Annotated in this window: 26 protein-coding genes, 1 tRNA gene and 2 pseudogenes; 19 read left to right on the forward strand and 10 right to left on the reverse strand. The window is 45.9% G+C overall.

Going from position 1 to position 24,253, the window contains the following annotated elements; all coding sequences use genetic code 11:
* Positions 1-36: 36 nt before the first annotated feature.
* Entirely contained in the window at positions 37-972 is a 936-nt protein-coding gene (locus CXK86_RS01665) for an AraC family transcriptional regulator (protein WP_101313385.1), read from the reverse strand.
* Positions 973-1,175: 203 nt separating this feature from the next.
* Here CXK86_RS01665 and CXK86_RS01670 point away from each other — a divergent pair.
* From CXK86_RS01670 to CXK86_RS01690, 5 genes and pseudogenes are all read left to right on the forward strand, one after another.
* Positions 1,176-1,292 (forward strand): annotated as a pseudogene (locus tag CXK86_RS01670) (Atu4866 domain-containing protein); the annotation flags it as partial.
* A 25-nt stretch (positions 1,293-1,317) separates the two neighbouring features.
* A complete protein-coding gene (locus CXK86_RS01675) occupies positions 1,318-2,055 on the forward strand; it encodes an SDR family oxidoreductase (protein WP_101313386.1) in 738 nt (245 codons plus the stop codon).
* 59 nt (positions 2,056-2,114) lie between these two features.
* Positions 2,115-3,017, forward strand: coding sequence for a LysR family transcriptional regulator (locus CXK86_RS01680; RefSeq protein WP_017689438.1), 903 nt, complete (start codon positions 2,115-2,117; stop codon positions 3,015-3,017).
* 160 nt (positions 3,018-3,177) lie between these two features.
* Positions 3,178-3,915, forward strand: a complete 738-nt coding sequence (locus CXK86_RS01685; protein WP_101313387.1) for a spermidine synthase — start codon at positions 3,178-3,180, stop codon at positions 3,913-3,915.
* 272 nt (positions 3,916-4,187) lie between these two features.
* Positions 4,188-5,699, forward strand: coding sequence for a sensor domain-containing diguanylate cyclase (locus tag CXK86_RS01690; RefSeq protein WP_306821931.1), 1,512 nt, complete (start codon positions 4,188-4,190; stop codon positions 5,697-5,699).
* 50 nt (positions 5,700-5,749) lie between these two features.
* Here the strand turns inward: CXK86_RS01690 and CXK86_RS01695 are convergent, their stop codons facing one another.
* On the reverse strand, positions 5,750-6,112 hold the full coding sequence (locus CXK86_RS01695) for a winged helix-turn-helix transcriptional regulator (protein ID WP_036609739.1): 363 nt from the start codon (positions 6,110-6,112) through the stop codon (positions 5,750-5,752).
* Between the two features lie 223 nt (positions 6,113-6,335).
* Complete coding sequence (locus CXK86_RS01700; protein WP_101313389.1) at positions 6,336-7,328, reverse strand: Gfo/Idh/MocA family protein; 993 nt, start codon at positions 7,326-7,328, stop codon at positions 6,336-6,338.
* A 226-nt stretch (positions 7,329-7,554) separates the two neighbouring features.
* Between CXK86_RS01700 and CXK86_RS01705 the strand changes: the two genes are divergently transcribed.
* Positions 7,555-7,638: transfer RNA gene (locus tag CXK86_RS01705), tRNA-Leu, on the forward strand.
* A 105-nt stretch (positions 7,639-7,743) separates the two neighbouring features.
* Here the strand turns inward: CXK86_RS01705 and CXK86_RS01710 are convergent.
* Entirely contained in the window at positions 7,744-7,929 is a 186-nt protein-coding gene (locus CXK86_RS01710) for a hypothetical protein (protein ID WP_036609735.1), read from the reverse strand.
* Between the two features lie 158 nt (positions 7,930-8,087).
* On the opposite strand from CXK86_RS01710, the gene CXK86_RS01715 reads away from it, so the two are divergent.
* Positions 8,088-9,242 carry a sn-glycerol-1-phosphate dehydrogenase gene (locus tag CXK86_RS01715; RefSeq protein ID WP_083684248.1) on the forward strand — a complete coding sequence of 385 codons (1,155 nt, stop codon included), beginning with the start codon at positions 8,088-8,090 and terminating at the stop codon, positions 9,240-9,242.
* 223 nt (positions 9,243-9,465) lie between these two features.
* Here the strand turns inward: CXK86_RS01715 and CXK86_RS01720 are convergent, their stop codons facing one another.
* A complete protein-coding gene (locus tag CXK86_RS01720) occupies positions 9,466-10,062 on the reverse strand; it encodes a helix-turn-helix domain-containing protein (RefSeq protein WP_017689431.1) in 597 nt (198 codons plus the stop codon).
* A gap of 448 nt (positions 10,063-10,510) precedes the next feature.
* On the opposite strand from CXK86_RS01720, the pseudogene CXK86_RS01725 reads away from it, so the two are divergent.
* From CXK86_RS01725 to CXK86_RS01770, 10 genes and pseudogenes are all read left to right on the forward strand, one after another.
* A pseudogene (locus CXK86_RS01725) lies at positions 10,511-10,894 on the forward strand (phage holin family protein); the annotation flags it as partial.
* Positions 10,895-11,179: 285 nt separating this feature from the next.
* Positions 11,180-11,467, forward strand: a complete 288-nt coding sequence (locus tag CXK86_RS01730; RefSeq protein WP_017689429.1) for a Dabb family protein — start codon at positions 11,180-11,182, stop codon at positions 11,465-11,467.
* 173 nt (positions 11,468-11,640) lie between these two features.
* Positions 11,641-12,102: a DUF86 domain-containing protein gene (locus CXK86_RS01735; protein ID WP_076249926.1), complete on the forward strand. Its 462-nt coding sequence runs from the start codon at positions 11,641-11,643 to the stop codon at positions 12,100-12,102.
* Positions 12,103-12,112: 10 nt separating this feature from the next.
* Positions 12,113-13,027 (forward strand): DUF4261 domain-containing protein, encoded by a 915-nt coding sequence (locus CXK86_RS01740; protein WP_076249925.1) that lies wholly within the window; start codon positions 12,113-12,115, stop codon positions 13,025-13,027.
* A gap of 183 nt (positions 13,028-13,210) precedes the next feature.
* Positions 13,211-13,588 (forward strand): YtxH domain-containing protein, encoded by a 378-nt coding sequence (locus CXK86_RS01745; protein WP_017689426.1) that lies wholly within the window; start codon positions 13,211-13,213, stop codon positions 13,586-13,588.
* 219 nt (positions 13,589-13,807) lie between these two features.
* Positions 13,808-14,617, forward strand: a complete 810-nt coding sequence (gene racE / locus CXK86_RS01750) for a glutamate racemase (protein WP_076249991.1) — start codon at positions 13,808-13,810, stop codon at positions 14,615-14,617.
* Positions 14,618-14,845: 228 nt separating this feature from the next.
* Positions 14,846-16,057 (forward strand): M14 family zinc carboxypeptidase, encoded by a 1,212-nt coding sequence (locus tag CXK86_RS01755; protein ID WP_370511406.1) that lies wholly within the window; start codon positions 14,846-14,848, stop codon positions 16,055-16,057.
* Between the two features lie 196 nt (positions 16,058-16,253).
* Entirely contained in the window at positions 16,254-16,511 is a 258-nt protein-coding gene (locus CXK86_RS01760) for a hypothetical protein (protein ID WP_017689423.1), read from the forward strand.
* A 142-nt stretch (positions 16,512-16,653) separates the two neighbouring features.
* On the forward strand, positions 16,654-16,956 hold the full coding sequence (locus tag CXK86_RS01765) for a heme biosynthesis protein HemY (RefSeq protein WP_036609727.1): 303 nt from the start codon (positions 16,654-16,656) through the stop codon (positions 16,954-16,956).
* Between the two features lie 21 nt (positions 16,957-16,977).
* On the forward strand, positions 16,978-17,199 hold the full coding sequence (locus CXK86_RS01770; RefSeq protein ID WP_017689421.1) for a YuzB family protein: 222 nt from the start codon (positions 16,978-16,980) through the stop codon (positions 17,197-17,199).
* A gap of 100 nt (positions 17,200-17,299) precedes the next feature.
* Here the strand turns inward: CXK86_RS01770 and CXK86_RS01775 are convergent, their stop codons facing one another.
* Positions 17,300-17,698 (reverse strand): hypothetical protein, encoded by a 399-nt coding sequence (locus CXK86_RS01775; protein ID WP_076249924.1) that lies wholly within the window; start codon positions 17,696-17,698, stop codon positions 17,300-17,302.
* Positions 17,699-17,847: 149 nt separating this feature from the next.
* Here CXK86_RS01775 and CXK86_RS01780 point away from each other — a divergent pair, with 149 nt between their 5' ends.
* Both CXK86_RS01780 and CXK86_RS01785 read left to right on the forward strand, forming a co-directional pair.
* The gene (locus tag CXK86_RS01780) at positions 17,848-18,129 is read left to right on the forward strand and encodes a hypothetical protein (RefSeq protein WP_076249923.1); all 282 of its coding nucleotides are present in this window, start codon (positions 17,848-17,850) and stop codon (positions 18,127-18,129) included.
* Between the two features lie 174 nt (positions 18,130-18,303).
* A complete protein-coding gene (locus tag CXK86_RS01785; protein WP_076249922.1) occupies positions 18,304-19,134 on the forward strand; it encodes an aldo/keto reductase in 831 nt (276 codons plus the stop codon).
* 354 nt (positions 19,135-19,488) lie between these two features.
* Here CXK86_RS01785 and CXK86_RS01790 read toward each other — a convergent pair whose 3' ends face one another.
* From CXK86_RS01790 to CXK86_RS01805, 4 genes are all read right to left on the reverse strand, one after another.
* On the reverse strand, positions 19,489-20,214 hold the full coding sequence (locus CXK86_RS01790; RefSeq protein WP_076249921.1) for a DsbA family oxidoreductase: 726 nt from the start codon (positions 20,212-20,214) through the stop codon (positions 19,489-19,491).
* Positions 20,215-20,296: 82 nt separating this feature from the next.
* Positions 20,297-20,725, reverse strand: a complete 429-nt coding sequence (locus CXK86_RS01795; protein ID WP_076249920.1) for a cytidine deaminase — start codon at positions 20,723-20,725, stop codon at positions 20,297-20,299.
* 75 nt (positions 20,726-20,800) lie between these two features.
* Positions 20,801-22,801 (reverse strand): LTA synthase family protein, encoded by a 2,001-nt coding sequence (locus CXK86_RS01800; protein ID WP_101313391.1) that lies wholly within the window; start codon positions 22,799-22,801, stop codon positions 20,801-20,803.
* A gap of 215 nt (positions 22,802-23,016) precedes the next feature.
* The gene (locus CXK86_RS01805) at positions 23,017-24,171 is read right to left on the reverse strand and encodes a THUMP domain-containing class I SAM-dependent RNA methyltransferase (RefSeq protein ID WP_076249918.1); all 1,155 of its coding nucleotides are present in this window, start codon (positions 24,169-24,171) and stop codon (positions 23,017-23,019) included.
* Positions 24,172-24,253: the final 82 nt, after the last annotated feature.

Consider the following 24,253-nt stretch of genomic DNA (forward strand, 5'->3'; position numbering starts at 1 on the left):
ACCCACGTCATGATGACGCGGGTCTTTTTGTTGTTTCTAGTTTTTAATATCGAGTGTAAGACGAAGTCGTTTGATATCGCTTTTGGGAGGGAGACCATACATGCGGGCATACTCCCGGCTGAATTGAGACGGACTTTCATAGCCAACCTGGAACGCAGCGTCGGCGGCATCGGTTGAACCTGCAAGCAGCATTCGCCGGGCTTCATGCAATCGAATTTGTTTCTGGAATTGCAAAGGGCTCATGGCGGTAATGGCTTTGAAATGATGATGTAATGAGGAAGAACTCATGTTGATCATGGCAGCAAGTTGCTCAATCCGAAGTGGCTTAGCGTAATCGGATTGGATGACTTCGATCACCTCGGCGATGTGCTGTGCATGACTGTCCTGAATAGCAAACTGCTTGATGGAATGTCCGTGTTCATCCTGGATAATACGATATAGAATTTCGCGGATAAACAGAGGGGCAAGGACAGGAATGTCTTCAGGTGTATCCAGCAGCCGAACCAATCGGATCACGGCTTCAAGAAGGGAAGGTTTGGTTGAGCTAACAAACAATCCTCTTTGTGTTGAATGGTCAGGTTTGGGTTGTGCAGAAGGCGTATCCTGAATCAGATCAAAAATCTGCCCTGAATCAAAATCTAATCGAATACATAGATAGGGATGTTCGGTTGTAGCCTGTACAACCTGCCCTGAAATAGGCAAGTTTACGGAAGCCACCAAATATTGTGACAGGTCGTAGGTGTAGCTCTCGCGGCCGAGTATAACTAATTTGGAACCTTGGGCGACAATGCAGAGGGAAGGCTGATAAACGGAATATATGGGTTGTGAGATTTCGGAGGCACGGATTAAGGCAAGCGACGTAATTGCTGTAGGATGTATCCCGTCACTTGGGGTGAAATGCTCAATAAGTTGAGCCAATTGTTGCTGCTGCTCCGTGATGCCCGTATCCGTTTCATTTGTTTTGATAAGCATGAATTGCAGCCCCCTTGTAAACCGCTATAACTATTATTTTAAAACGCGCTGGAGGAATAGGCAAGAATATTGCGGGATTTTTCTATCGTACAACGACTGATCCTCTACATAATGGAGATGAGCAACGGAATCTTTTGAAGCAGCGAGGAGTGAGAAACAATGGAGCGTAATTCAATGGGCGACCAACAAGAACCAAAACACCCGTATGTGGGAAACATATAGAATACGTGGATGATACGGGATTTACAGCGGATGGAGACTTCAGGGACGGCGTTTTGTACCATGCAGGCATGATTTTGTATAGAGAAAATGTACAATAACAACCAAAATAAGGAGCGATTTAATATGTCCAATGTAAAAGGGAAAGTTGTTGTGATTACCGGTGCAAGTAGTGGAATTGGCGAGTCAACAGCTCGATTGCTTGCACAGCATGGAGCACATGTAGTTATTGGGGCTAGACGTATGGAACGTTTGGAGGCATTGGCCTCCTCCATTCGTTTGGAGGGCGGATCGGTGGAGTATCATTCACTGGATGTTACCAGATTGGAAGAGATGCAAACCATCGTTGACCACGCTCAAACTCGCTATGGACATATCGATGTTATTTTAAATAATGCTGGAGTCATGCCGCTATCTCCCCTTGAATCGTTAAAAGTAGATGAGTGGAATCGCATGATAGATGTTAACATTCGTGGTGTTCTGCATGGCATTGCGGCTGGACTACCCGTCATGAAAAAGCAGGGTTTCGGCCAGTTTATTAATATCGCCTCTATTGGAGCCTATGCCGTGTCACCAACGGCAGCGGTGTATTGTGCAACCAAATACGCGGTCCGCGCCATCTCGGAGGGGTTGCGACAGGAAGTAGGCGGAGATATCCGTGTAACCCTTGTATCACCGGGCGTGACGGAATCGGAACTCGCGGATACGATTTCTGATGAAGAAGCACGTGATCTCATGAAAGAGTATCGGCGCATATCCATTCCCGCCTCGGCGATTGCGCAAAGTATATTGTTCGCCATTAACCAGCCGGCAGAGGTGGACGTAAATGAGATTGTAGTGAGACCGACAGCAAGCATGGCTTAAGTTCGGATCCTCTTTTGGTATATAATAGATTCAATTGATACGAAAAGAGGAATAGTGCAGTGACATTACAACAACTAAAATATGTGATCGAAGTTGCCACGCGCGGTTCCATGAATGAAGCAGCCAAAAGGTTGTTTATCTCGCAACCCAGCCTTTCGAATGCCATTCGGGATCTGGAGCAGGAGTTGCGAATTACTATTTTTGAACGTACCAATAAGGGAATATCTCTGTCTAAAGAAGGCGTTGAGTTTCTGAGTTATGCACGTCAGGTGGTAGAACAAGCTGAATTGCTGGAGAATCGTTATCTGAACGCCAAGCCATCCCCGCAGCACTTCTCTGTATCGACGCAGCATTATGCGTTTGCAGTGAATGCCTTTGTTCGTCTGGTACAGCAGTATGGTCAGGATGAATACGAGTTGGCGCTTCGGGAGACAAAGACCTACGAGATTATTCAGGACGTGAAAAGCCTGCGCAGTGAAATTGGCATCCTGTATTTGAATGAGTTCAATGCCAAGGTGATTAACAAATTGTTAAAAGATGCGGGATTGGTTTTCACGAGTTTGTTCACAGCCAAGCCCCATATCTTTATCAGTGTGAAGAACCCGCTGGCGAAGCAAGAGTCGGTTGCAATCGAGCAACTGCAGGATTATCCGTACTTGTCATTTGATCAGGGAGAGTACAATTCCTTTCACTTTTCCGAAGAGATCCTAAGTACGTTATCTCACCCCAAAAGCATACAGGTCAATGACCGCGCAACATTGTTTAACCTGTTGATTGGTCTGAATGGTTATACGATCTCTACCGGTGTACTTAGCGCTGATCTGAACGGAGACGAGATCATTCCTGTACCGCTGGAATGTGAGGAATCCATTAATGTAGGATGGATAAGCCACAAGAGCACTTCTCTCTCTAATCTGGGTGTAGCATATGTCCAGGCTCTGCATGAGGCCATAGGGTCTTAGAAGTGTTAAATGGTTCATCAAAAGGCCGTTTCCGAATGAGTCGGAACGGTTTTTTTGTTGTACTATGATCTTTAAAGTATAGGGTGGTATGTTGTCATCACGTGTAATAGAATGAAGGTATATGTCGAATGTGTGCAAGAGATCGAAGGGAGAACGGTTAGTGAGAGTTCTGTATCGGAATAAAAGTGAACAGCATGAGCTGACGGTATATGATACCAAAAAGCTTTATGGAGAGAAGGGCCAGTTTCGTGTATTAGAATTCTCCAACGCAGCCGTGCAGGGAGCCATGGATCTGGATGAGCCTAACCGGATGGTGTTGGAGTATCCAAGAGCGATGGTGCATCTAATGGAACGGAATGATCCTGAGTTTGATACCGTATTTGTGGTGGGACATGGTATTGGCACATTGCCAACCTACTTGTCTGATCGTCAGGTAAAGGTGGCTGAGCTTGACGCAGAGGTCGTGGAGTTGAGCCGGACCTTTTTTGGTTATGAGGGAAGCCCTGTGCTCATTGGGGATGGTCGTGAATTATTGGGCCAGGAATCTGCTACGTCATATGATTATATTATTATTGATGCCTTTACGGCAACGGGTACACCCGAGCAGTTTATATCCAGTGATTTTTTTGCCATGGTCAAGGACAAGCTGGACTCGGACGGAGCTGTCATCCTTAATGTGTTTGGGCGTGCGGGCAACGATCGGCTTGTCAATGCGATCTATACGACACTTCAGGCACAGTTTTCCTATACACGTGCATTCGCATTACCTACAGAAACAGCGGATGAAGTTCAAAATCGCATTTTAATGGGTAGTCATCACCCGATCGAATTTCAGGTTCGTCAGATGGCAGGGTTTGTTGAACAAGAGCCAGAAGAAGGATATATCATTGTCGATTAGGGCGATTCTGAACAGTGATTCTTCCAGGGAAAGTAAAATGTCATTAAATCGTCAATCTTACGATGTAATTGTTAAGATTTCTCAGTCTCTTTATTTGATCTTAACAACTTTCGTATAAGATAGAAGGAATATGCTTTTTCATGAAAATCCGGGGGAAGTAAACGATGATTGCACAGATCAAGAGATCTAGAAGATTACGAAGAAAAATAAAAAACATCAAGAAGATCAGCCTCACGGCTTTACTCGGCGGGTTGGTCACTATTTCAGTTATAATGACATTGACCCTCATGGTCATCTCATCTTATACATCTCAGAAACAGTCACTCATTGATAACACCCTGTCCCTAAACTATGCCAGCGCTGTGCAAATGAGCCAAACGCTGGATTCGCTTTTTTATTCCATGCAGGAGAGCTTGAAATATGCAGCCACATATTTCCCGGATATGGATCACTCCAATACAAAAGTGTTGAATTCCACATTGGATTTGGTTCGCAATAGCAGTAATTTTTTCAATTCCGTTTCTTTGGTAAATAAAGCGGGGGTAGTCAGGTCAACCTCACCTTACTCAGAGGCTAGTGTAGGTCACCATGTTAGTTCCAATGCAGCAAAAGAAGCGGTTAAATTGAGAACTTCGTATATCTCCGAAGCGTACCAGACACCCAGAACCAAACGCAGAATTGTATTTGTCAGTGAACCGATCTTTGATTCTGCAGGGGATTACCAAGGAACAATTGGTGGAAATATCTTTTTACAGGAAAATAATATATTGAGTCTGTCTTTTGGCAGTCAGCTCAAGACAAGTAATGGGTCCTACTTTTTTATTGTGGATAAGAAGGGCACTTTGTTATTTCACCCTAACACCAACCGAATTGGTGAAAATGTCAGTAAAAATGAAGTGGTGCAAAAGCTGTTAGCAAACAAGAACGGTAAAGAACAATACAAAAACCTCGCAGGTGTGGATTCGCTTGCAGGTTATTACAAAGTTCCATCAACAGGTTGGGGCGTCGTAATCGTGTCTCCAACCCAAACGGTGTACGATCAGTTGAATCATCATATCCGTATGTTGTTGCTGTACACTTCAGTGCCTTTCCTGATCCTGACCCTTATTGTGGTTCGGGTTGCACGCAAGCTGGCCAGTCCTTTTGCTATGCTTGCTGATTTGGTGAATCAGGTCGATAAGGGACAAGTAGAACTGCCTGTGATGAAACCTCACTGGAATAGAGAGGCAGACCTTCTAACAAGAGCAGTTGTTGGCGCATTGGCGAACTTTAGGAAACAGACAAACCAGCTTGTCTATGATGCCAGAACAGATGTTTTAACAGGCATGAACAATCGCAGAACCTTCGAAGAAGTCATTCAGGAATGGATTCAGGATGAGGCGCCATTCTCCATTATTGTTCTGGATATCGACCGCTTCAAGTCCATTAATGATACATTCGGGCATCATGCTGGGGATGAAGTATTAAAACACATTGCCAATATCATTCAATTGTCTGTTCGACCAGAAGATGTCTGCGCCCGGTTTGGTGGAGAGGAATTTGTAGTCTTGTTAAGAAATTCCGAGTCTAACGTCGCTTTTGAGATTGCTGAACGTATCCGAATAACGGTCGAAGAAAGCATATTGCCTATAGATCGTTCCGTCACCATCTCGGCTGGAATTGCTGAATATCCCAAGCACTCCACAACATCCACAGAACTGTTTCACCTGGCGGATAATGCATTGTATCAAGCGAAGGAAGAGGGACGTAACCGTACGGTTACGATCCAATCGGTTATTAAATAAGCAAGCACAGAAGCTGTTCCCTAAAAACCAGGGACAGCTTCTTTTGTGTTTTATACCTCTTGTGAGGATCTGGCCAGAACCTCATTTGTATACGTTTCTCCCCAATCTCGCATGCTGAAGATAATCGGCCGTAACGTTTCACCAAATGGTGTGAGGGAATACTCCACTTTAGGTGGGATCTGGGGGTATATTTCACGATGAACAATTCCGCTGCTTTCCAACTCTCGAAGTTGCAGGGTGAGCATTCGCTGGGTGATGTCAGGAAACAATTTTCGGATCTCGTTAAATCTCAAAGGACCGGAGAATAAATGATACAAAATGGCACCTTTCCATTTGCCTCCGATCACACTGAGGGTAACTTCCACGGAACAGCCGTAGGGCGCGGGACATAGCTTGGTTGCGTCCTTTTTCATTATAAGTACACCTCCACTTTACGGTGATTTTCTATAGTATCTATTTGGGTGGTTATATTACATAACGTACGTATAGTTCATGAAAGAGCATATCACTTATGATGCAGATTATAAACCCTAACTCTAGCCGAAGGCAGATGTGCTGATGTCTAGAATATAAAAAAGAGCCCGGGTTTCAGGCTCTTCGCTGGATGTATAAAATATGATGATGAGCGTATATACGCTACTTCAGTGACGATAGAATGGAGTCACATAGAGCCATCGTTGCAATATTATCCTTGGCGCTGGAATGTGGGACAGTCTGATTCTGGCAACACGCGATGAAGTGCACCATTTCACCAACAAACCCGCGTAGATAAAGGTCACGATAAGCTCCTGACATGGGAGATCCGGAAGGTGTATATACAGTATCTTGCTCCTCGAGAGATTTCCAGGGAAGGCTGGTCGAGCTTCGGGATTGATGAACAGTAAGTGTGTTGATCTCTTCAGCTGACGCAAATCCGTTGTCAAAGGTGACGAGTACACTTTCACTTTCCCGTGACCAAGCACTCATGCCGGTAAAATAAGCGCTGCCTACTACGTTATTCTCAAATACAAGGGAAATGCTTTGATTAATGTGTTCCCCATCCTTCACGGTTGTGCCTGTAACTCGTATTACTTCTCCGAATAAGTAACGCATCAGATCGACCATATGAATGGCAGCGAGCTTTATGAACTGTTCCTCATCCTTGCAAAATGGGGTACTGTCTACAGCGAATTTCATCTGGAATGAACGTACCTTACCTAGCGAACCACTATCAATTAGCTCCTTCAGCTTCATGTATATGGGGGCATAACGTTTCATAAAACCAACCATGATAACGACGCCAGCCTGCTCGGCAGCTTCTGCTACAGTGGCGGCTTCCGCTGCGTTCCATCCGAGCGGCTTATCCACGTATACATTCTTGCCAGCCCCAATGCATTCGAGAACAAGAGCGGTCTGATCTACAGGCTGGGCGACCACAACGACACCGTCACAAGTTTCCTGCTGTAACATAAGCTGAGCGTTATCATACGCTTGTCCGTTGCTGCCAAATCGCAGCAGAGCTGCTTCAGAGCGTTCCATACTGCGTGTGGCAATGGCCTGGATCTGCGCTCCGGCTTCAACAACAGAAGGGTAAATATTCGTGGATGCATGAAACCCTGCACCGATAAAGCACAGATGGGTTGTTTTCAAGGTGGATTTCTCCTTCATTTTTGCATTCTTATGGATGGTATATTTGTTGATTAATGCTACGATAGGGTGTTTGAAGTTGAGAAAAAAGGACATATGTCCTATTCTTGAATGAGTAAAAAAAGAAGTTGCATTTTTATTTTGGAGCATGTATACTCTGAATTACGGTAAAACAAGGAATTGTTTCACCGGAACGCTTTTCATCGATGGATGAGGAGATACATATTATGCGGTCGTGGCGGAATTGGCAGACGCGCACGGTTCAGGTCCGTGTGGGCTAACCCCCGTGGAGGTTCGAGTCCTCTCGACCGCATCTAACAAAAAAGGTTCGTGAGTTGCTCTAGGGCAATTCACGAACCTTTTTTTATTTTGTGGATCATTCGTGTGAAGCCTACATTTTGCTACCAGCATGCCAATGCTAATGTTGCCGCTGGCGCAGAATGACTGCCGTGATGATCCCGGCAATGGCTCCTGCAATACCAAATAGCGTTACACTGGCAACCACTTCAACCGACTGGAGACGAAACAAAAAAGCGATACCGCTGCCAAAAGTGGTTCCGGCGAGAAATCCGAGCGAAATTCCTAATTCTTTCGTTAATTTCATTGCTTCACCTACTTGGAAATGTGAGATATGGATTTGCAAATATTGGGTACAGGCAGTAAAGTGTGATCAGGAAAATCATCACATTTTATTTCCTTTTTTATCTTGTGGTTTTAACCCGTTAATTATGCATGATATCTCATATGGGAGGGTAAGAGCGAATGAATATGAACGAACGAATTGCAGCATGGAATGAGGAAGCACAGCAGTGTGCTTGCGGTCATCAACACAGAGTGGTGGATATGCTGATACATCTGGAAGCTGGTGCCATTCAGAGGTTACCGGGTTATTTGTCTGAGCAAGGATATCGTCAGGTGACGGTTGTTTATGATCGACATACGTTTCGGGCCGCCGGATCTGATGTGCTGAGTAGTATTCGCGAAGCGGGAATGCATGTGGATGAGATCGCTCTACCGGAGAATCGCACGGGGGATATCATTGCGGATGAAGCAGCTATTGTACAGGTCATGTTGGGTGTGAGACTCGAAAGTCAGGCTGTGATTGCGGTGGGTTCAGGTACCATTCATGATCTGGTGAGATTTGTTTGTTCCAAAATGAATAAGCCCTTTCTGTCGATACCGACAGCGGCTTCAGTAGATGGCTTTACCTCTGCGGGTGCACCCTTAATTGTAAGCGGAATCAAACAGACATTTCAGGCTGTTCCGCCTGAAGCCATTTTTGCTGATATGAATATCCTGGAGCAAGCTCCCCAAGTGATGACGGCTGCCGGATTCGGAGATATGCTTGGCAAATATACTTCCCTTGCAGATTGGATTGTTTCTCGTGATCTGGGCGGGGAACCGTTCTGTCCGGTTGCTTATCGGATGACAGAAGAAGCGCTGAATACCTGCATAGATCATGTACAAGCGATTGCGGAGGGGCGAGCAGAGGGAGTGGCTGTATTAATGGACGCATTAATTGTTTCCGGTATCTCCATGCTGATCATTGACCATTCCCGTCCGGCATCCGGAGGTGAGCATCATCTGTCCCATATTTTGGAGATGGATCTGATGCAAGCGGAAGAAAGACCGGTTCTGCATGGTGCCAAAGTTGGTGTAGCATGTGCATTGCTTACAGTGAAATATAAAGAACTTGCACAGACATCGGGTGAACCAGTGTTTGGGATATATGATCAATTGCCGGAGGCTTCTCAGCTCATCGCATGGTTGGAACAAGTAGGTGGACCTGTGACTACTGAGCAACTCGGTGTAACCCCGGAGATGGTGGAACATGCATTCAACACAGCGCATACGCTTCGTCCTCGATATACCGGATTGAGATATATCAATGAAGTGTTAAACACGAGTTTAGGATGACCTTTTAGAGAGAATGATCATGATGAAATGCTTTAACTTCGCTTGTAACGGGCTGTGATGGCTCTCCTTGGGAGCAAAAGGTGAAGAAGGATAGGTTATCTGACATTTCTGATGGAGTAGCCAGAACAGTGCTTCAAATCCGAGAGAGAAGGCATACATTTTATTTTAAAAAAGGCTCTGGCCTCCCTATGGGGAGATCAGAGCCTTTTGGCTGTTCGCTTATTTAGTTGTTGCGACGATCTTTCAAGATGACATCTGCGAACAAAATAGTTTTCGGGATACGGAAAAATTGCTCCGCTTGTTCCTGAAATGCAGCAGAAGGCAGTGTTCCCTGATGCAGCCATTTGCGGAAAGTGCCGGGATGAACCCCGATCCAGTGGCTGACATCTGTCACCGACAGATCATGGACCATACACAAGCCTGTCAAAATACGGTTACTAACCGGAGAACGGGTCACCGTACGCTTCATGAAGCGAGATGACTCGGGTTGACATATGACAGGGCTATTACGCACAACTTCTTCATTGAAGAGAATATGACGCGGGTAGCCGAGTAATTGGCAAGTCTTGTCCAAATTGGTACTGCCGGGTATCCGCCCTTCATATACCCACGCACTGACACTACGTGAAGAGATGGAGAGGTCTTCAGCAAGCTGGGACAACTTGATATCATTGGCCATCAGCACGGCAAGAAGAACACGATTGCGGATTTGACAGCGTGTCGGTTTTCGGAATCGTTTAACACGGACGCCTTTTCCCAAGTATTTACGGTTGATCAGAGACCACGCCTGGATGGAATGTTGTTCTGGTTGATTAGGCATATTTCCTCCGATTTTTTTTAACCAAATACTACAATAAACAACGGGGTACTTTCAAGTGCCGGGATTACCGGTTACAAATGCGTCAATGCGTGAATTCACGATAAAGAGGGAACTACGAACTAGACCATGCGCAATTCACATCCTAGTATATTCCTAGATTACAATGTTTCACTAAAAATGAGGGGAGAAATTGAACAGGAATAAAAATAATATAGTTCTAATTACTTATTAATAGGTCTAAAGAACTTTTATCTGTTTTTTGTTGATATGATGCGGTTTATTTCCCTGAATTCCCCAAAAGCATGTGATTTTCGTTCCCCTGTTGAGAAGAGGATGTGCACAAATCTGAAATGATAAATCCGCATGTTCAGCATGACATGTGACCTGTCAAATCTCTTACTTTTACATATATTGTATGATACTCAAGTGTAAAGGAGAGGTGAGGAACGTGCATCTATCTGTGAATACCTTTGCTGTCATCTCGGGAGCATTTGTTACGTTTGCTTTTGGCGGATGGGATCAATTGCTGAGCCTGCTCGCGGTCGCGATGGCTGTGGATTATATAACAGGTTTGGCAGCGGCGGTAAGAACAGGTACCGGGTTGAATAGCAACATTGGATTCTGGGGGATTGCTCGCAAAGGGCTCATGCTGACCGTTGTTTTGCTTGCTCATCGAATTGATCTGATCATGGGAACCGATTTTATCAAAGGAGGAGCTATTTATTTCTATCTGGTGAATGAACTCATTTCGATTACCGAGAATTATGCCAAAATCGGTCTTCCATTGCCTGCAAAGCTCAGACAGGCCATTGCAGTGTTGAAGAAACAGGAAGATCAGGAGGATCTGATGAATCGTGAATGGGCCAAACCACAGCAAACTCCAGACAACATCAAGCAGCAGGCTGAAACAGGACAAACTTTGCAGGATGACTCCGCGAAACAGACGGAGGATGGATCGCAAAAGAAATCCGAATCGAAAGGAAACGGTTCGGATTAGTTTTTCTTATCAAGAGAACGTTTCCAAGTATCCTTTCGTAATAGAGAACGTTATGATATATTTTGGATACATGAAAATTCATTCATTTCTACTATTATATTAAACGAGGTGTTTGCCCAGATGATAAAACATATTGTCCTGTTCAAAATGAAAGATCGCTCAGCAGAAAGTATTGAAGCTGCAGCTCAGGTGCTTCGCAATCTGGAAGGTAAAATTGATGTCCTGGTTTCACTTGAAATCGGGATTGATGTGCTTCGCTCGGAGAGATCGTTCGACATTTCACTCACAGCTGAGTTTGCGTCACTGGAGGATCTCCAGGCGTATCAGGTACACCCGCTTCATCAGGAAGTTATAAAGTACATGAATGAAGTCAGAGAACAGTCAATTGCAGTGGACTACGAAATCTGATCTTTCATTCAAACTACGTTGAGATAAAGGGGACTCTGCATGAGCGATTTAAGAGACGTTATGGAATTTCTATATATTTTTGTTGTGTTTCTAATCGCTTGTCCTGTGATGATATTCTGGCTTAAGCGAAGAGGGAAACGGAACCGATAACTCACTGAACGGGAAGTGAACGAATGTATTATGTGAACAGAGAACAGATTGCCCGCCGGCTTGCTGCTGTACCAGAAGTAACTGAAGGGCTTCGCGGGGCAGCAGAAGCTTGGGATGGGAGTCTCATGCTGGGTATGGTACAGGAACGTTGTCTTCACCTGGCGATCGAGATTGTTACCGATGTGGGAAGTTATCTGATAGACGGCTTCATCATGAGAGATGCAAGCAGCTATGATGATATTATTCAGATTAATTATGAAGAAAAGGTTTTTGATAATCCGACCTATGAGATATTGCGTCAGCTTGTCACGTTACGCAAGCCACTGGTGCAGGATTATTACACTTGGGAGCGGTCTGAGCTCCATCCGCTTAGCGTAGAGTTGCCGAGTATACTTGAACATTTTACTACTCAGGTTAGCGCCTACGTGGAAAAAGAACTTGGTCCTTTCAATACGGCACAAGCCGAGGGACAGCGTAAGGAATGAGGGAAATCGCATGACAAATGAATCAAAAGAATTCAATGAAGTAAATACTGAAAGTAACGAAACAAATGAAACACCTTCCGGATTCCATCCGGTGTATATGGTTGAACTTTTGTTCCGGGAACGTCCAGAGGTGGATCGCCTGCGTTTGCAGGAAGCTATGATCCGTCATACAGGACAAGTCCGACTGGATGTGAAACAAGAGAGCGGAGGGCAAAAGCATGAGATGCTTGTCTTCTATCATCTGGACCACAAGGTATCCTTCCAGGAAGGGGATATCCCTGCTCAGACTTGTATGCTTCCTGTGAATGAAATCGCAGATCGTGCTCGCTTTGGCGGTGCTCTGCAACAAGCATGGCATTGGCCGGATGCAGGACAAGCTGTGGAAGCTGCGCGTTACTCCATTCGGATACATGATATGTTCACGGCTGCCATGCCTCGTAAACAGCGCCTGGAGCTGTTTCAGAAGACTGTACTGGCAATCATGGAGAGTGTGACCTGTGACGCGCTGTATTGGTATGGCAGTGATAAGCTGGTTGAACCGGAAGCATACACGCAAGCTCAGGAACGTGAGGAACATCTGTATGCAGCCATGAACGTTCGAATGTATCAAGCCGGAGGTACAGAGGAACAGCGCGGGTTGGTCATGGATACCGTGGGATTATCTGCGCTGGGTGTACCTGATGTCCAGTGTCACTTCGTTGGTCTTGATCCCGATACGGTGGCTCAGACCTTACTGGGTGCAGCATATTACATATTTGATCAGGGGGATGTTCTGCAAGATGGACAGACACTGGGTTCTTCAGGTGGACGTCGCTGGCGTTGTGAACATCAGGCAGCATTGATTGCACCTGGACGATATGTGATTGATTTGGACCCGGGGGATGAGCATGCCGCGGCTGATCTCGAGCCGGCTCGTCAGAACTGAGTTTAAGCCGTCATTTGCATCCATTCAAAAAGGGCGTTCAGATTATTTTTAACATCTGGAGTGTCAAGTCAAGCCTGTGCTGCTTATAATGCATCAACAGAGTAGGCATTCGCCCGGATGGCTGAGCGACAGACCGTTGCTTCTGATCCGGTACTTAAACAATAGTAAAGGGAGAGATGTGACGTGAAGGATTCTAACAAAAGTTTGTTGTGGGGAGCTCTTATTGGCTCCGTGGTTGGTTCAGTAACGGCATTATTGCTGGCGCCGAAATCGGGACGTGAACTTCGTCAGGATATTACAGAAGGTGCTCGTCAGGTGTCGGAGAAAGGTCAGGAACTGGCTGGTATCGTGGGAGAACAAAGTTCGCAGATCGTATCCAAAGTTAAAGAGACCGCAGATGTTGTGATTCAGGATATTCAATCCTGGCGTAATTGCGCTGAAGGGAAAGAAATTCGCATCTCGGCAGCCATTGTTGATAATGATATCGATAAAACAGTGGATGAACCCGGAATTGACATTGTAGCGAAGCTTCCTGCGGATGAGTCCAAGGACGATAACTAAGCAAAGCTTGATAAGCAGGCTTTCCTCTATTTAGAGGAGAGCCTGCTTTGTTGCGTGTCCACACATAGATGACGTAGCGCGTGGATTTAATTTGAACCCTGCGATGAAATCGGGTAAGATGTAGGTACCTTTTTGCCGGAATGTTCATACGGTAGGAAGAAAGCTCTGAGAAACAATCGTTTTGAGAACCAATTCAATGAAGAAGGAAGCGGTGTGTTCGTGCAGCAAGCAATCGCTATATTAGACTCCGGTGTGGGGGGATTGACCGTCGCCAAGGAAGTGATGCGTCAGCTCCCGCGGGAAAAGATCATTTATTTTGGGGATACTGCCCGGACACCGTACGGACCCCGTTCGTCCGAACAAGTAAAACAATTTACGGAACAAATCGTTGATTTCTTGATCCAATTCGATCCGAAGGTTATCGTTATCGCCTGTAACACAGCAACAGCAGCCGCGTTGGAGTATATCCGTGGCAAGGTGAATATGCCTGTCATTGGTGTTATACATCCAGGTGCGCGGGCCGCAATCACAGCGACACGTACAGGACGTATTGGTGTGATTGGTACCACAGGTACCATAGGTAGTGGGGCTTATACATCGGCACTCAAGCAGTTGTCCCCCTATATTGATGTGGTCAGTCAGGCTTGTCCGGCGCTGGTGCCGTTGGTGGAACAAGGTGAATTTCGTTCCGAGCACACGACACATACGGTGGAACAATCATTGGGCGAGATCAAACAACAGCCAATCGATTGTCTTATTCTGGGTTGTACGCATTATCCCTTTCTCATGGACACGATTCAGGAAGTTATGGGACAGGAAGTGAAGTTAATCAGTTCAGCAGATGAAACGGCACGTGAAATCAGTACGATTTTATATGATAAACGAAAGCTGGCCAGTGGGGATGAGACTCCGGTGCATCAATTTTTCTGCACGGGTGACCCGAGAATGTTCCAGAATATCACCCGTCGATGGTTGGGGGAGCAGATCTCCAAGACTCCTGTTGTCTGGCAAGTTACGCAATTATCATAGTTATACTCAAATTATGCATGAATAAGACTTTTAATTAATGTAATTTGGTTGTGGACTATCCCGGAACTGTGAAGTTCCGGGATTTTTTGTCGTCATTATGCATTAACCGGAGATAAACATGATTCTTGTCACATGACGGACAACCTGACCTGCATACATATGTTACAGACACGAAATTGGTCAGAACTGGACAGGAGACCTGTCTTTTCCTGTGGAAAGGAGAACAACATGGATCTGCAGTGGATTATTGTTCAGCGGGGAGATACGTTGCCGCGAATTGCGTCATCACACCATATGACCAAAGAGTTCCTTGCTGCACTAAACCCGGAAGTGGCTTCCCAGCCATACTTGCTGGCAGGTCAGATGCTGCGTATTGTCCCCGGGACAGGTCGCAGATACGCTGTACCGCCTGGAGAAAGTGTTGGGGAGATTGCAGGGAGATTTGGTCTGGACGAAGAGTTGTTGCGCCAGGCCAATCCTGAAATTACCAATATAACCGACTGGGTTGGTCGCTGTATTCATATTCCGGCTTCGAATGGAAAAACTATTGTAAAGATTCAGGGAGAGTATGGTTATCGAGAATTAATCAGGGATATAGACAAGCTGGAGAATCAATACCCGTTTATTGAAACGGGTTCAATCGGAACAAGTGTCATGGGCAAGTCACTGCCTTATTTGCGTATTGGGCAAGGGGCGAGACATATCCATGTTAACGCTTCCGTTCATGCGAATGAGTGGTTGACAACAGCAGTTCTGATGAAGTTTATTGAAGAGTATGCCGAGGCGTATGGTGCGCATAGGGCATGGCATCAATACCAGACAGAACGCTGGATGCAAGAGACGACACTCTGGGCCGTGCCGATGGTTAATCCGGACGGGGTCGAACTGGTTCAGGAAGGTGTGGTCAATCAGCATCCACATGCACAGCAGTTGTTGGCCTGGAATGCCGACAGATCACATTTCACCCATTGGAAGGCCAACATCAGAGGGGTGGATCTGAATGATCAATTTCCAGCCCATTGGGATGAAGAGGCAGCGAGAAGAGGTATAACCTCACCGGGCCCCAGGGATTATGCGGGGACAGCGCCATTGACAGAACCGGAGGCACAGGCGCTTGCGCAGTGGACGCAGCAACATACATTTGATGCGGTTGTATCCCTGCATAGTCAGGGACAGGAGATCTATTGGAACTACCGTGATCTGGAACCCAGGGAGAGTGGACCACTGTCGCGTAGACTCGCCAAAGCTTCCGGCTACAAGGCGGTGAAGCTCGGTGGCAGTGATGCCGGATACAAGGACTGGTTTATTCAAGATTTCGGTAGACCGGGCTTCACGGTAGAAGTTGGATTGGGTGTTAATCCGCTTCCCGTAGAACAGTTTGATGATATTTGTATAGAAGTGGGAATGTTGCTGGCTGAACTGTTATCCAATGGACAATGAGGCAAGACCCTGAATTATGATGGTGTGAAACTTAACAGTAGATCATTCGTATAACAGGAACGGACGCTATGAGCGACGTTCCGTTTTTATTATTTTTTATAATGGCATGTTACGTCATTCGTTCTGAATGGTTTTCGAACGGGTAATGATGGATGTGCCTTTTCGGCGACATATATAATTATACGGAGGGATTCAAATGAAGTGGAGAAGACTGCTGTCGTTCAAACGATGGACACAAGTTTTCAAAAGGCTCCCCCGGCTGCTCCGGGCTCCGCAGATTCCTTTGGGAGAAAAGCTGTTGTTTATTATTCCAGCGCTGTTGTACTGGGTACTTCCTGACGTAATGCCGTTTATGCCCATCGATGATATCGGGGTCACTTTGATTCTGATGAACTGGTTTGTAAGCCGGGCAGAACGTAAATATCCTGTGCTTCAGGAAGGGGCTCCTTCTTAATTTGTGCCTAAATGGATCATATTGACATTGAATTCGCATCAATGTTATTGCGAAGAGCGGTAACTTTCTTTACAATAGATGCTGTAGTTTAAGAATGCTGAAATTGTTGAAATCTGCAATTACAATATAGGAGATGAAGAGAATGAACTGCAAAATTACGCGTAATGCTGCTAAAGTATTGAAGCTTGAATTGGACAAGCCGGAGAACGAAGGAAAAAAACTGCGCGTTGTCATCACCCATGCACATGGTGACCATGCTCACTACGGCCTGGATATCGACACACCAAAAGAAAATGATACAGTTGTATCTACCGATAAAGAGATTGATGTCATTCTCGCGAATGATCAGCCTTTGTTAAACGGTGTTAAAATTGACTACCTCTACTTCCCGGAAGAGGGATTTGTTATTACAAATCCGTCCCAGGGTAATCACGGCGACCACTAAGGGCGCGAAGAAGGGGAACTCATGGCTAACGATATCCGCGTATGCGAAAAGTGTAATCATGTCCGACTGAAATCGATTGTGCCCAAGTTGCAGAAAATGGCTCCAGACACGGAGATCAAGATTGGGTGCAAATCCTATTGCGGTCCTTGCGCGAAACGTGCATTTGTCTTTATTAATGGTCGGTATATCAGTGCGCCGACAGAAGAAGAAGTGCTCGCCAAAGTCGCAAAGTTTGTGAAGTAATAGGATATAACAAGGTGAGTGGAGAAAACTGTCCACACATCAGAAAGGAGGGGCTACGTGCCTCTCCTTTTTTGCGTTTGGGTAGCGGTGAAAGGGTGTGTTACTCCATAGCACCTTTGACCAACTCAGTAATTTGGAAGGTATCTTCTCGAATTTCAATGGCAATGACGGTCGTATCCTTTTTCAGAAAATGTACATGTCCCAGCCGTTCTTCCTCTAATTCCACCCATCCTGTATCCGCTAGCTTCTGAAAATAATCCATTGGCGGGTATAGTCCTTGCTCACCCCCAATATGTTTCAGTTCGTAATTAGCGCCTTTTTTAAGATTTGGATCATCGGAATAAGTTATGTTCTCAATAAGTTTTGCATTGGTTGGAACCGGGATGTCTGGGTTCATGGATGACGCTGTATATCCTTCTATCTCGTATGTAGCAGGAGTGCAGCCCTGTACCCAAATGAGCAAGGGCAACATGCAAAGTGTCAGTAATATTTTCTTCAAATAAATTCCTCCCGACTCACATGATTATCTAATAAACGTAGCGTGATCAACTAAAGTTACGATAAAAACACAAAAGAAGAATAAGGAAGGCTTGTGTTATCCATCCTAAAGGGGTAACAGGAACATGATAATCCCAAGGAGGAATACTCATGCCGAAGCGTTATGATTCCAGTTTGCAAGCCGATACCACCGTATCTCAGGCGCAAAATGCGGTGAACAAGCTTCATTATGCTGTATCTCAGGCCATGTCTCATCCGACTGCACAGACCATTGTACAGGCGGAGCGACGTCTGGCACACACGGAGCAGGCGATGCGACAAGCAGAGCTTTCACTCGGAGGGCAAGGTGTTGAGTTGGCAGAGGAAATGTTCATCGAGGAGAAGAGAAAATTGAATTCAATCCAGAGTCAGCACGGTCAAGGGAATTTATAACGTTCCTGTCACATCAGAACCCGCAGGGCAGCAATGCTTTGCGGGTTCTTCATATCTTTTGCAAAGACTCTGGGTCCATGGGTTTACTCCGACAGTATGTCGAATGGTCGCTTAAAATTCTGTGAGAAGGTTAATAGAACAAGAGCAGGCAAAATTCCATACGGGAGGTACAGAATGACAAAACATATTACAGATTGTACGATTCTGAACAACGGAGTAACGATGCCATGGCTAGGATTTGGAACATATAAAGCAAAAGGTAAGGAAGTACAACAGGCGGTTGAGACCGCTTTGGAGGTTGGATATCGTAGTATTGATACCGCGTCCATCTATGGCAATGAGGAAGAAGTGGGACAAGCTATTGCAAGCAGTGGTGTTGCCCGTAACGAACTGTTTGTGACGACCAAGCTCTGGAACGAGGATCAGGGATTTGATTCAACGTTGAGAGCATTTGAAGCCAGTCAGAAGGCACTTGGATTGAATGTGATTGATCTTTATTTAATTCACTGGCCTGGCAGAGACCAGTATAAGGAGACGTGGAGAGCATTCGAACGTCTATATAGCGAAGGAAGCATTCGTGCGATTGGTGTGAGTAATTTTCAAGTACACCATTTGCAAGATATTATAGATGAGGGCGGAACGGTGCCTGCGGTTAATCAGGTAGAGCTGCATCCGGGTCTGATCCAGCAGGAACTTCAGGATTTCTGCGGGGCGCAGGGAATTCAGTTAGAGGCTTGGAGCCCGATCATGAAAGGCAAGCTGAACCAAGAGTCTACCCTCAAAGCGCTGGCCCAGAAATATGGGAAAACGCCAGCACAGATTATTCTGCGTTGGGACATTCAGAATCAGATTGTGACGATTCCGAAGTCGGTTACCCCGGAGCGGATTCGTGAGAATGCGGACATCTTTGACTTTGAATTGACACCGGATGAGTTGAAACAGATTGATGCACTGGATTCAGATAAGCGGACGGGTCCACATCCGGATCAACTGTTTTGGGATTAAGTAGGTGGCGCTAATTGAATATAAGTGTTTGATGAACTACTTGTGATTGTTCCGGTTACGGAATCGTTCTTCGTGGGTTTAAGATGTAGCATAATCGGTCACGCTAAGACACTACTTGTGCAGAACAATCTTTCGATCGCCGTTATCCCCGGATTTTTTTGAAATTCCCTGTATCAAGGGAGAAATCCGGTGATAAATGCGAGCGCTCCGCTTCTCCAGCTTTTTTCTGCCCACTCCGTTATCGTGAAAATTACAAATCCATCTTTAGATTTGGTGGGTAATTAAGAAGTATAAGAAAAAGCAGCCGGATCGGGAAATATCCCTGATCCTGCTGCTTTTTGTATGTGAATTGGCTTAATTTTTTTTCGGGACTTCGCATCCGTCATCTGTGCAGATGCCACTGCCGTCTGTTTCTGTTGTGTTGGATTCAACCATGGTGAAAGGGGAACGGTCGTCCCATGCTTTTTGAATGGCATCCAGGAACACCTCGTCAGGCTGAGCGCCCGATACGGCGAACTTACGGTCGAATACAAAGAACGGTACACCGCGGATACCAAGTTGCTCGCCTTCTGCTTGGTCAGCACGGACATTGTCGGTGAATTGATCACTGGACAGCACTGCCGCAGCTGCGTCATGATCCAAGCCGACTTCTTCTGCTAACTGAGCCAACACTTCAGTGTCGCCGGAGTGTTTACCTTCAATAAACACAGCTTGGAAGATTCGTTCACTCAGTTCAAGCGCTTTGCCTTGTGTATCTGCCCAGTGTGTCAAGCGGTGAGCTGAGAAGGAGTTTGTAGGGATCATGGCATCGATATTGTATTCCAGTCCTGCCGTACGAGCATTGGCATTCATCTGGGCATTCATACCTTTGGCTTGTTCCACGCTCATATTATATTTGGCAGCCAAATATTCCGAATTGGTTTTGCCTGGGTTCAATGCAGCGTTTGGATCAAGCTCGAAGCTTTTGAATTGCAGCTTCACTTCATCACGGTGTGGGAACTGTTCCAGTACATTCTCCAGGCGGCGTTTACCGATATAACAGAAAGGGCACAGAAAATCAGACCATATCTCAATATTCATTTTATTAAAACCTCCATCATCCTTTTAGTTGAAACCAATATGGTTACAATTATAAAGCCACTTTCTATAATTCGCAAGGAGATTACTTTTTATCCCGATATGCCTTGGACCAATGGTAAGGTTGAATCTCATCCAGTCTCTTGAAGACCAGTTGGCCAGAAGGATCAAATACGGCAGCTTTGACTTCTTCGCCCCAGTAAAATAATCGTTCCTGGCATACACCGCAAGGTGTAAGGACCTTGAATTCTGAATGCTCGTCATCACGAGCGATACAGAGGGAGTGGGTGACACGTTCGTTCAATTTGTGGGCTTCCAGATAAGCTCCTGTTTCCATACATAGATGCGTCGCATCGTTGATGACCTCTGGAGCTACACTAATCAGCAGCGATCCAGCTTCGGTATAGACGGCACCCGCGCCGCCCCATCCCTGAGGATAACGTTGCTTCACAAATTTTGCAGCTGCATTGAACAATTGCTGTTCAATATTGAGTGGTTCAGTGTGTGATGTCATGTAATGCAAGTTCCCCTTTTTAAATCCAATTTAATTCATTTCGTGTATTTGTTTAGCTTGTCATTACGATATCGCTCATTGTGATGTTGCTGTTGAATTGTCTTCCTCTCGAAAGTGCTGAATCAAATCATAAGTAATGACCGTGTCCGAGACATGCAATCGTTTGGTTGCTTCATCATGACCGGGGCGGCAAGCATTGATGTCCGTTTTGTCGCGTGTGGACAGGTCATAACAAGCACCGCTCTCATAGATATAATCATCCGATGGAATATAGAATACAGAACCATCCGAGAATGTACCATTACGCAGCACAACCGTACGCCCAGACCCGTCATATACGTTGTTACCCATGTGATAATAGGACTGGTCGGATAAACCTAGCAAATGCATTACGGAAGGCGTGATGTCCAGTTGTCCCGAAGGTTCGTTGATGGTTCCGGCAGCTGCTCCGTCAGGTAAATGCACGAGCAGGGGAACCTCGTTCATGATCTGTGCCATATCCAGTTCGTTCAGCGAACGTCCCAAGAACTGTTCGTATTGTAATTGTTCCTTAATTGAGTTGTCGTGGTCTCCGTAGAACATAAAGATGGTATTTTCCCATAATCCCCGATTTTTCAGATCCTCGACCATCTTGCCGAGCGCCGAATCCACGTAATGAACGGACTGCAGATAGTTACCAAACATGGTTCCCTGGAACTCGCCTACATCCAGTTGCTGCTTCTCTTTTGGCAAGGCATACGGATGGTGACTGGTAAGAGTGATTAGGAAGGAATAGAATGGTTCGGTCACCTCACTACTCATTTTCTCAACGGATTGCCGGAAAAAGGATTCATCAGACAGGGACCAGCCAAGCGGGTCATCCTGTGCAAAATCATTTTTACTATAAAACTTGTCGTACTTCATGTTCTGATACATCGTATACCGATTCCAGAAGCCACTCTCATAAGCGTGAAATACGTTGGTGCTGTACCCGTTATCCTTCAGGATGGAAGGAAGGGAATCATACGTATGGTCTGCATAACGTACAAACGCGGATCCAACCGGAAGTGGATGTAGGGAAATGTTTGCGCCAAAATCGGCATCTGACGTTCTGCCCTGACCGGTCTGGTGGTAAAAGTGACTATAATACTGGCTTTCCTTCATCAGTTCATTAAAATGGGGCGTGATCTCCTGACCGCCAATGCTCTGGCCAATCATGAAGTTCATAAAAGCCTCACCCTGGACAATGATGACATTGCTGTCCTTATATTTTCCAAACAAGGCATCGTTCTGTGGTTCAGCTCCTTGCCTTTCAGCAAAGAATGCCTTTGCTTGTTCGACATCAGCGGGATCAGCCTGCGGCCCGGAGCCGATGTGGTCTTTGGCAAAGTTGTACAGATCATAACCGTGAAAAGCGAGCAGTCCGGTCACATTATACATGGATACATTCCACCAGTTGTTATCGAACAGGCCTTTGGCCCATGTTTTGCTGTAGAAATAAATCGGGCCAACCGCGAGGCCAAGTCCCAGCACAAGGGCGATGCTGCCAGCCGTGAGACGGCGGCGCAACCGTGCCTTGCCATCGTTATACGAATAACTCCCGTAACCAGTAACAGACGTACTGGAGTGCTTCGAACGGTAACGTCTGCTGAACAGTACGATAGCAGCGAACGGAATGACGACAAGCCAATCGGCAAAGAACCATAGATCGCTTGTGTAGATCAATGTAGCGATGCTGTCACCCAATGCGTCAACTTGTCTCGCCTGCAACAATACCGGGATGGTCAAGAAATCCTGGAAATAGCGATAATACACCATATCGGCGTAGATTAGTGCGGTAAGCAGCAGGTTAAGCACCACGAGAGACACGATCATTCCTCTACGTGGCAGCAACCAGGTCCAGAAGGACAAGAGTAGTAAAGATCCAATAGCAATGACTTTATCCAGCAGTCCCATCGTAATGTTATAAGCGTGAAGATTGTGATGGAGCCACATGAGTTTGAGCAGCATGAGCACAAGAAAAATAAGATATAACGTTAATGGATGATTTAGAAGCCCGCGTGGCATGGAGCTGCGCGTAAGCCGAGTGACAACCATATGTATGTCCCCCTTGCTTTTGTTGTTTTGTTATCGGAATGTAAAATAGGGCTCCATCCATTATAGCGTGGCCTCATGTGTTTTCAACTATGCCTCAGGGAGAATTGATTTCTGCGGAAGCGAAGACCGAAGTCGGTGAATTCATATGACTAGAATAACGCACAAAAAAAAGCGCCCCGGCCATAGATGGCAGGAGCACTTTAGATTCGAAATAATTATGAAGATTGTGGTGTTTTATTTCGTGGGGGCAGTGGGCCCAAATACTGATAGTACTGGGTTTCAATTCGTCCGTTGAACAACTTGCGACGCTTGTCTGCCTTATGACCGAAATACTCCTCGAAAGCTTTGGTTGACGTGATTGCAAAAAAGGACCATGTTGGCATGTCGAGGTAACTGCGCCCTAATGAGCGGAGCAACTTCTGAACTTCTTTTTCTTCACTCAAACGTTCACCATATGGGGGATTGGTAATGATAACACCATATTCACCCTGTGGTCTTGCGCGATGAGCGGGCAGGACGCTGACTTCAATATCTTTGGCGAACCCAGCACTTTTGATCGCTGCCATAGCAACTTCAATCGCTTCCGGATCAATATCGCTACCTGAAATTTGTAACGGGATATCGTCACGAACAGCATCAAATGCTTCTTCGCGCGCCTGTTCCCATAATTCTTCAGGAATGACAGCCCAGTCCTCTGAGTTGAAGGTCCGACGAAGTCCTGGTGCAATGTTCCAGCCGATCATAGCGGCTTCGATCAGCATTGTGCCTGATCCACAGCATGGGTCATAGAATGGACGAGATACATTCCAGCGACTGAGCTGAATAAGAGCGGCAGCAAGTGTTTCTTTGAGTGGCGCTTCGGTGACGAGTTTACGATAACCCCGTTTATGCAGACCTGGTCCCGTTGTATCTAAAGTAAGCAGGGCGCGATCGTTCAGCAGAATGACCTCAATCACATAACGAGATCCATCCTCTGGGAACCACTCTGTGTCATAAGTCAGCTTCAGTTTCTCTACGATTGCTTTTTTCACGATCCCTTGTGATGCAGGCACACTGCTTAACTGGGATTTTTGAGAACGACCCTCTACAGGGAATTCGCCGTCGGCTGGAATCCACTCTTCCCAAGGCAACGCTTTGGTGCCTTCAAACAATTCGTCGAAAGTCGTGGCAGGGAATTCACCCATTTTCACCAATACGCGATCCGAACTTCTCAGCCACAGGTTACAACGGCAAATATCAATATAATCTCCTGTGAAGAAAACCCGGCCATTGTCGATCGTAACATCTTCATACCCCAGTTGCTTCAGTTCCCGGGCAACAACAGCCTCGAGTCCCATCGCCGAGGTTGCAATCAATTGCAATTGAGCCATGTGATTCATTTCAACTCCATTTCAAGCTGGAGAAGGGAAATCCTTCTCTCTGCTGTATAGTAACGGTGCGGCCTTGCCGCTT

The organism is Paenibacillus sp. BGI2013 (genome assembly GCF_002843485.1).
GTDB classification, from domain to species: Bacteria; Bacillota; Bacilli; order Paenibacillales; family Paenibacillaceae; genus Paenibacillus; species Paenibacillus amylolyticus.

Excerpts from the sequence above, each read along its gene's own strand:
- CXK86_RS01665 (WP_101313385.1), bottom strand. The coding sequence starts at position 972 with ATGCTTATCAAAACAAATGAAACGGATACGGGCATCACGGAGCAGCAG.
- CXK86_RS01675 (WP_101313386.1), top strand. The coding sequence starts at position 1,318 with ATGTCCAATGTAAAAGGGAAAGTTGTTGTGATTACCGGTGCAAGTAGT.
- CXK86_RS01690 (WP_306821931.1), top strand. The coding sequence starts at position 4,188 with ATGACATTGACCCTCATGGTCATCTCATCTTATACATCTCAGAAACAG.
- CXK86_RS01695 (WP_036609739.1), bottom strand. The coding sequence starts at position 6,112 with ATGAAAAAGGACGCAACCAAGCTATGTCCCGCGCCCTACGGCTGTTCC.
- CXK86_RS01710 (WP_036609735.1), bottom strand. The coding sequence starts at position 7,929 with ATGAAATTAACGAAAGAATTAGGAATTTCGCTCGGATTTCTCGCCGGA.
- CXK86_RS01715 (WP_083684248.1), top strand. The coding sequence starts at position 8,088 with ATGAATATGAACGAACGAATTGCAGCATGGAATGAGGAAGCACAGCAG.
- CXK86_RS01720 (WP_017689431.1), bottom strand. The coding sequence starts at position 10,062 with ATGCCTAATCAACCAGAACAACATTCCATCCAGGCGTGGTCTCTGATC.
- CXK86_RS01730 (WP_017689429.1), top strand. The coding sequence starts at position 11,180 with ATGATAAAACATATTGTCCTGTTCAAAATGAAAGATCGCTCAGCAGAA.
- CXK86_RS01735 (WP_076249926.1), top strand. The coding sequence starts at position 11,641 with ATGTATTATGTGAACAGAGAACAGATTGCCCGCCGGCTTGCTGCTGTA.
- CXK86_RS01740 (WP_076249925.1), top strand. The coding sequence starts at position 12,113 with ATGACAAATGAATCAAAAGAATTCAATGAAGTAAATACTGAAAGTAAC.
- CXK86_RS01755 (WP_370511406.1), top strand. The coding sequence starts at position 14,846 with ATGGATCTGCAGTGGATTATTGTTCAGCGGGGAGATACGTTGCCGCGA.
- CXK86_RS01760 (WP_017689423.1), top strand. The coding sequence starts at position 16,254 with ATGAAGTGGAGAAGACTGCTGTCGTTCAAACGATGGACACAAGTTTTC.
- CXK86_RS01765 (WP_036609727.1), top strand. The coding sequence starts at position 16,654 with ATGAACTGCAAAATTACGCGTAATGCTGCTAAAGTATTGAAGCTTGAA.
- CXK86_RS01770 (WP_017689421.1), top strand. The coding sequence starts at position 16,978 with ATGGCTAACGATATCCGCGTATGCGAAAAGTGTAATCATGTCCGACTG.
- CXK86_RS01780 (WP_076249923.1), top strand. The coding sequence starts at position 17,848 with ATGCCGAAGCGTTATGATTCCAGTTTGCAAGCCGATACCACCGTATCT.
- CXK86_RS01785 (WP_076249922.1), top strand. The coding sequence starts at position 18,304 with ATGACAAAACATATTACAGATTGTACGATTCTGAACAACGGAGTAACG.
- CXK86_RS01790 (WP_076249921.1), bottom strand. The coding sequence starts at position 20,214 with ATGAATATTGAGATATGGTCTGATTTTCTGTGCCCTTTCTGTTATATC.
- CXK86_RS01795 (WP_076249920.1), bottom strand. The coding sequence starts at position 20,725 with ATGACATCACACACTGAACCACTCAATATTGAACAGCAATTGTTCAAT.
- CXK86_RS01800 (WP_101313391.1), bottom strand. The coding sequence starts at position 22,801 with ATGGTTGTCACTCGGCTTACGCGCAGCTCCATGCCACGCGGGCTTCTA.
- CXK86_RS01805 (WP_076249918.1), bottom strand. The coding sequence starts at position 24,171 with ATGGCTCAATTGCAATTGATTGCAACCTCGGCGATGGGACTCGAGGCT.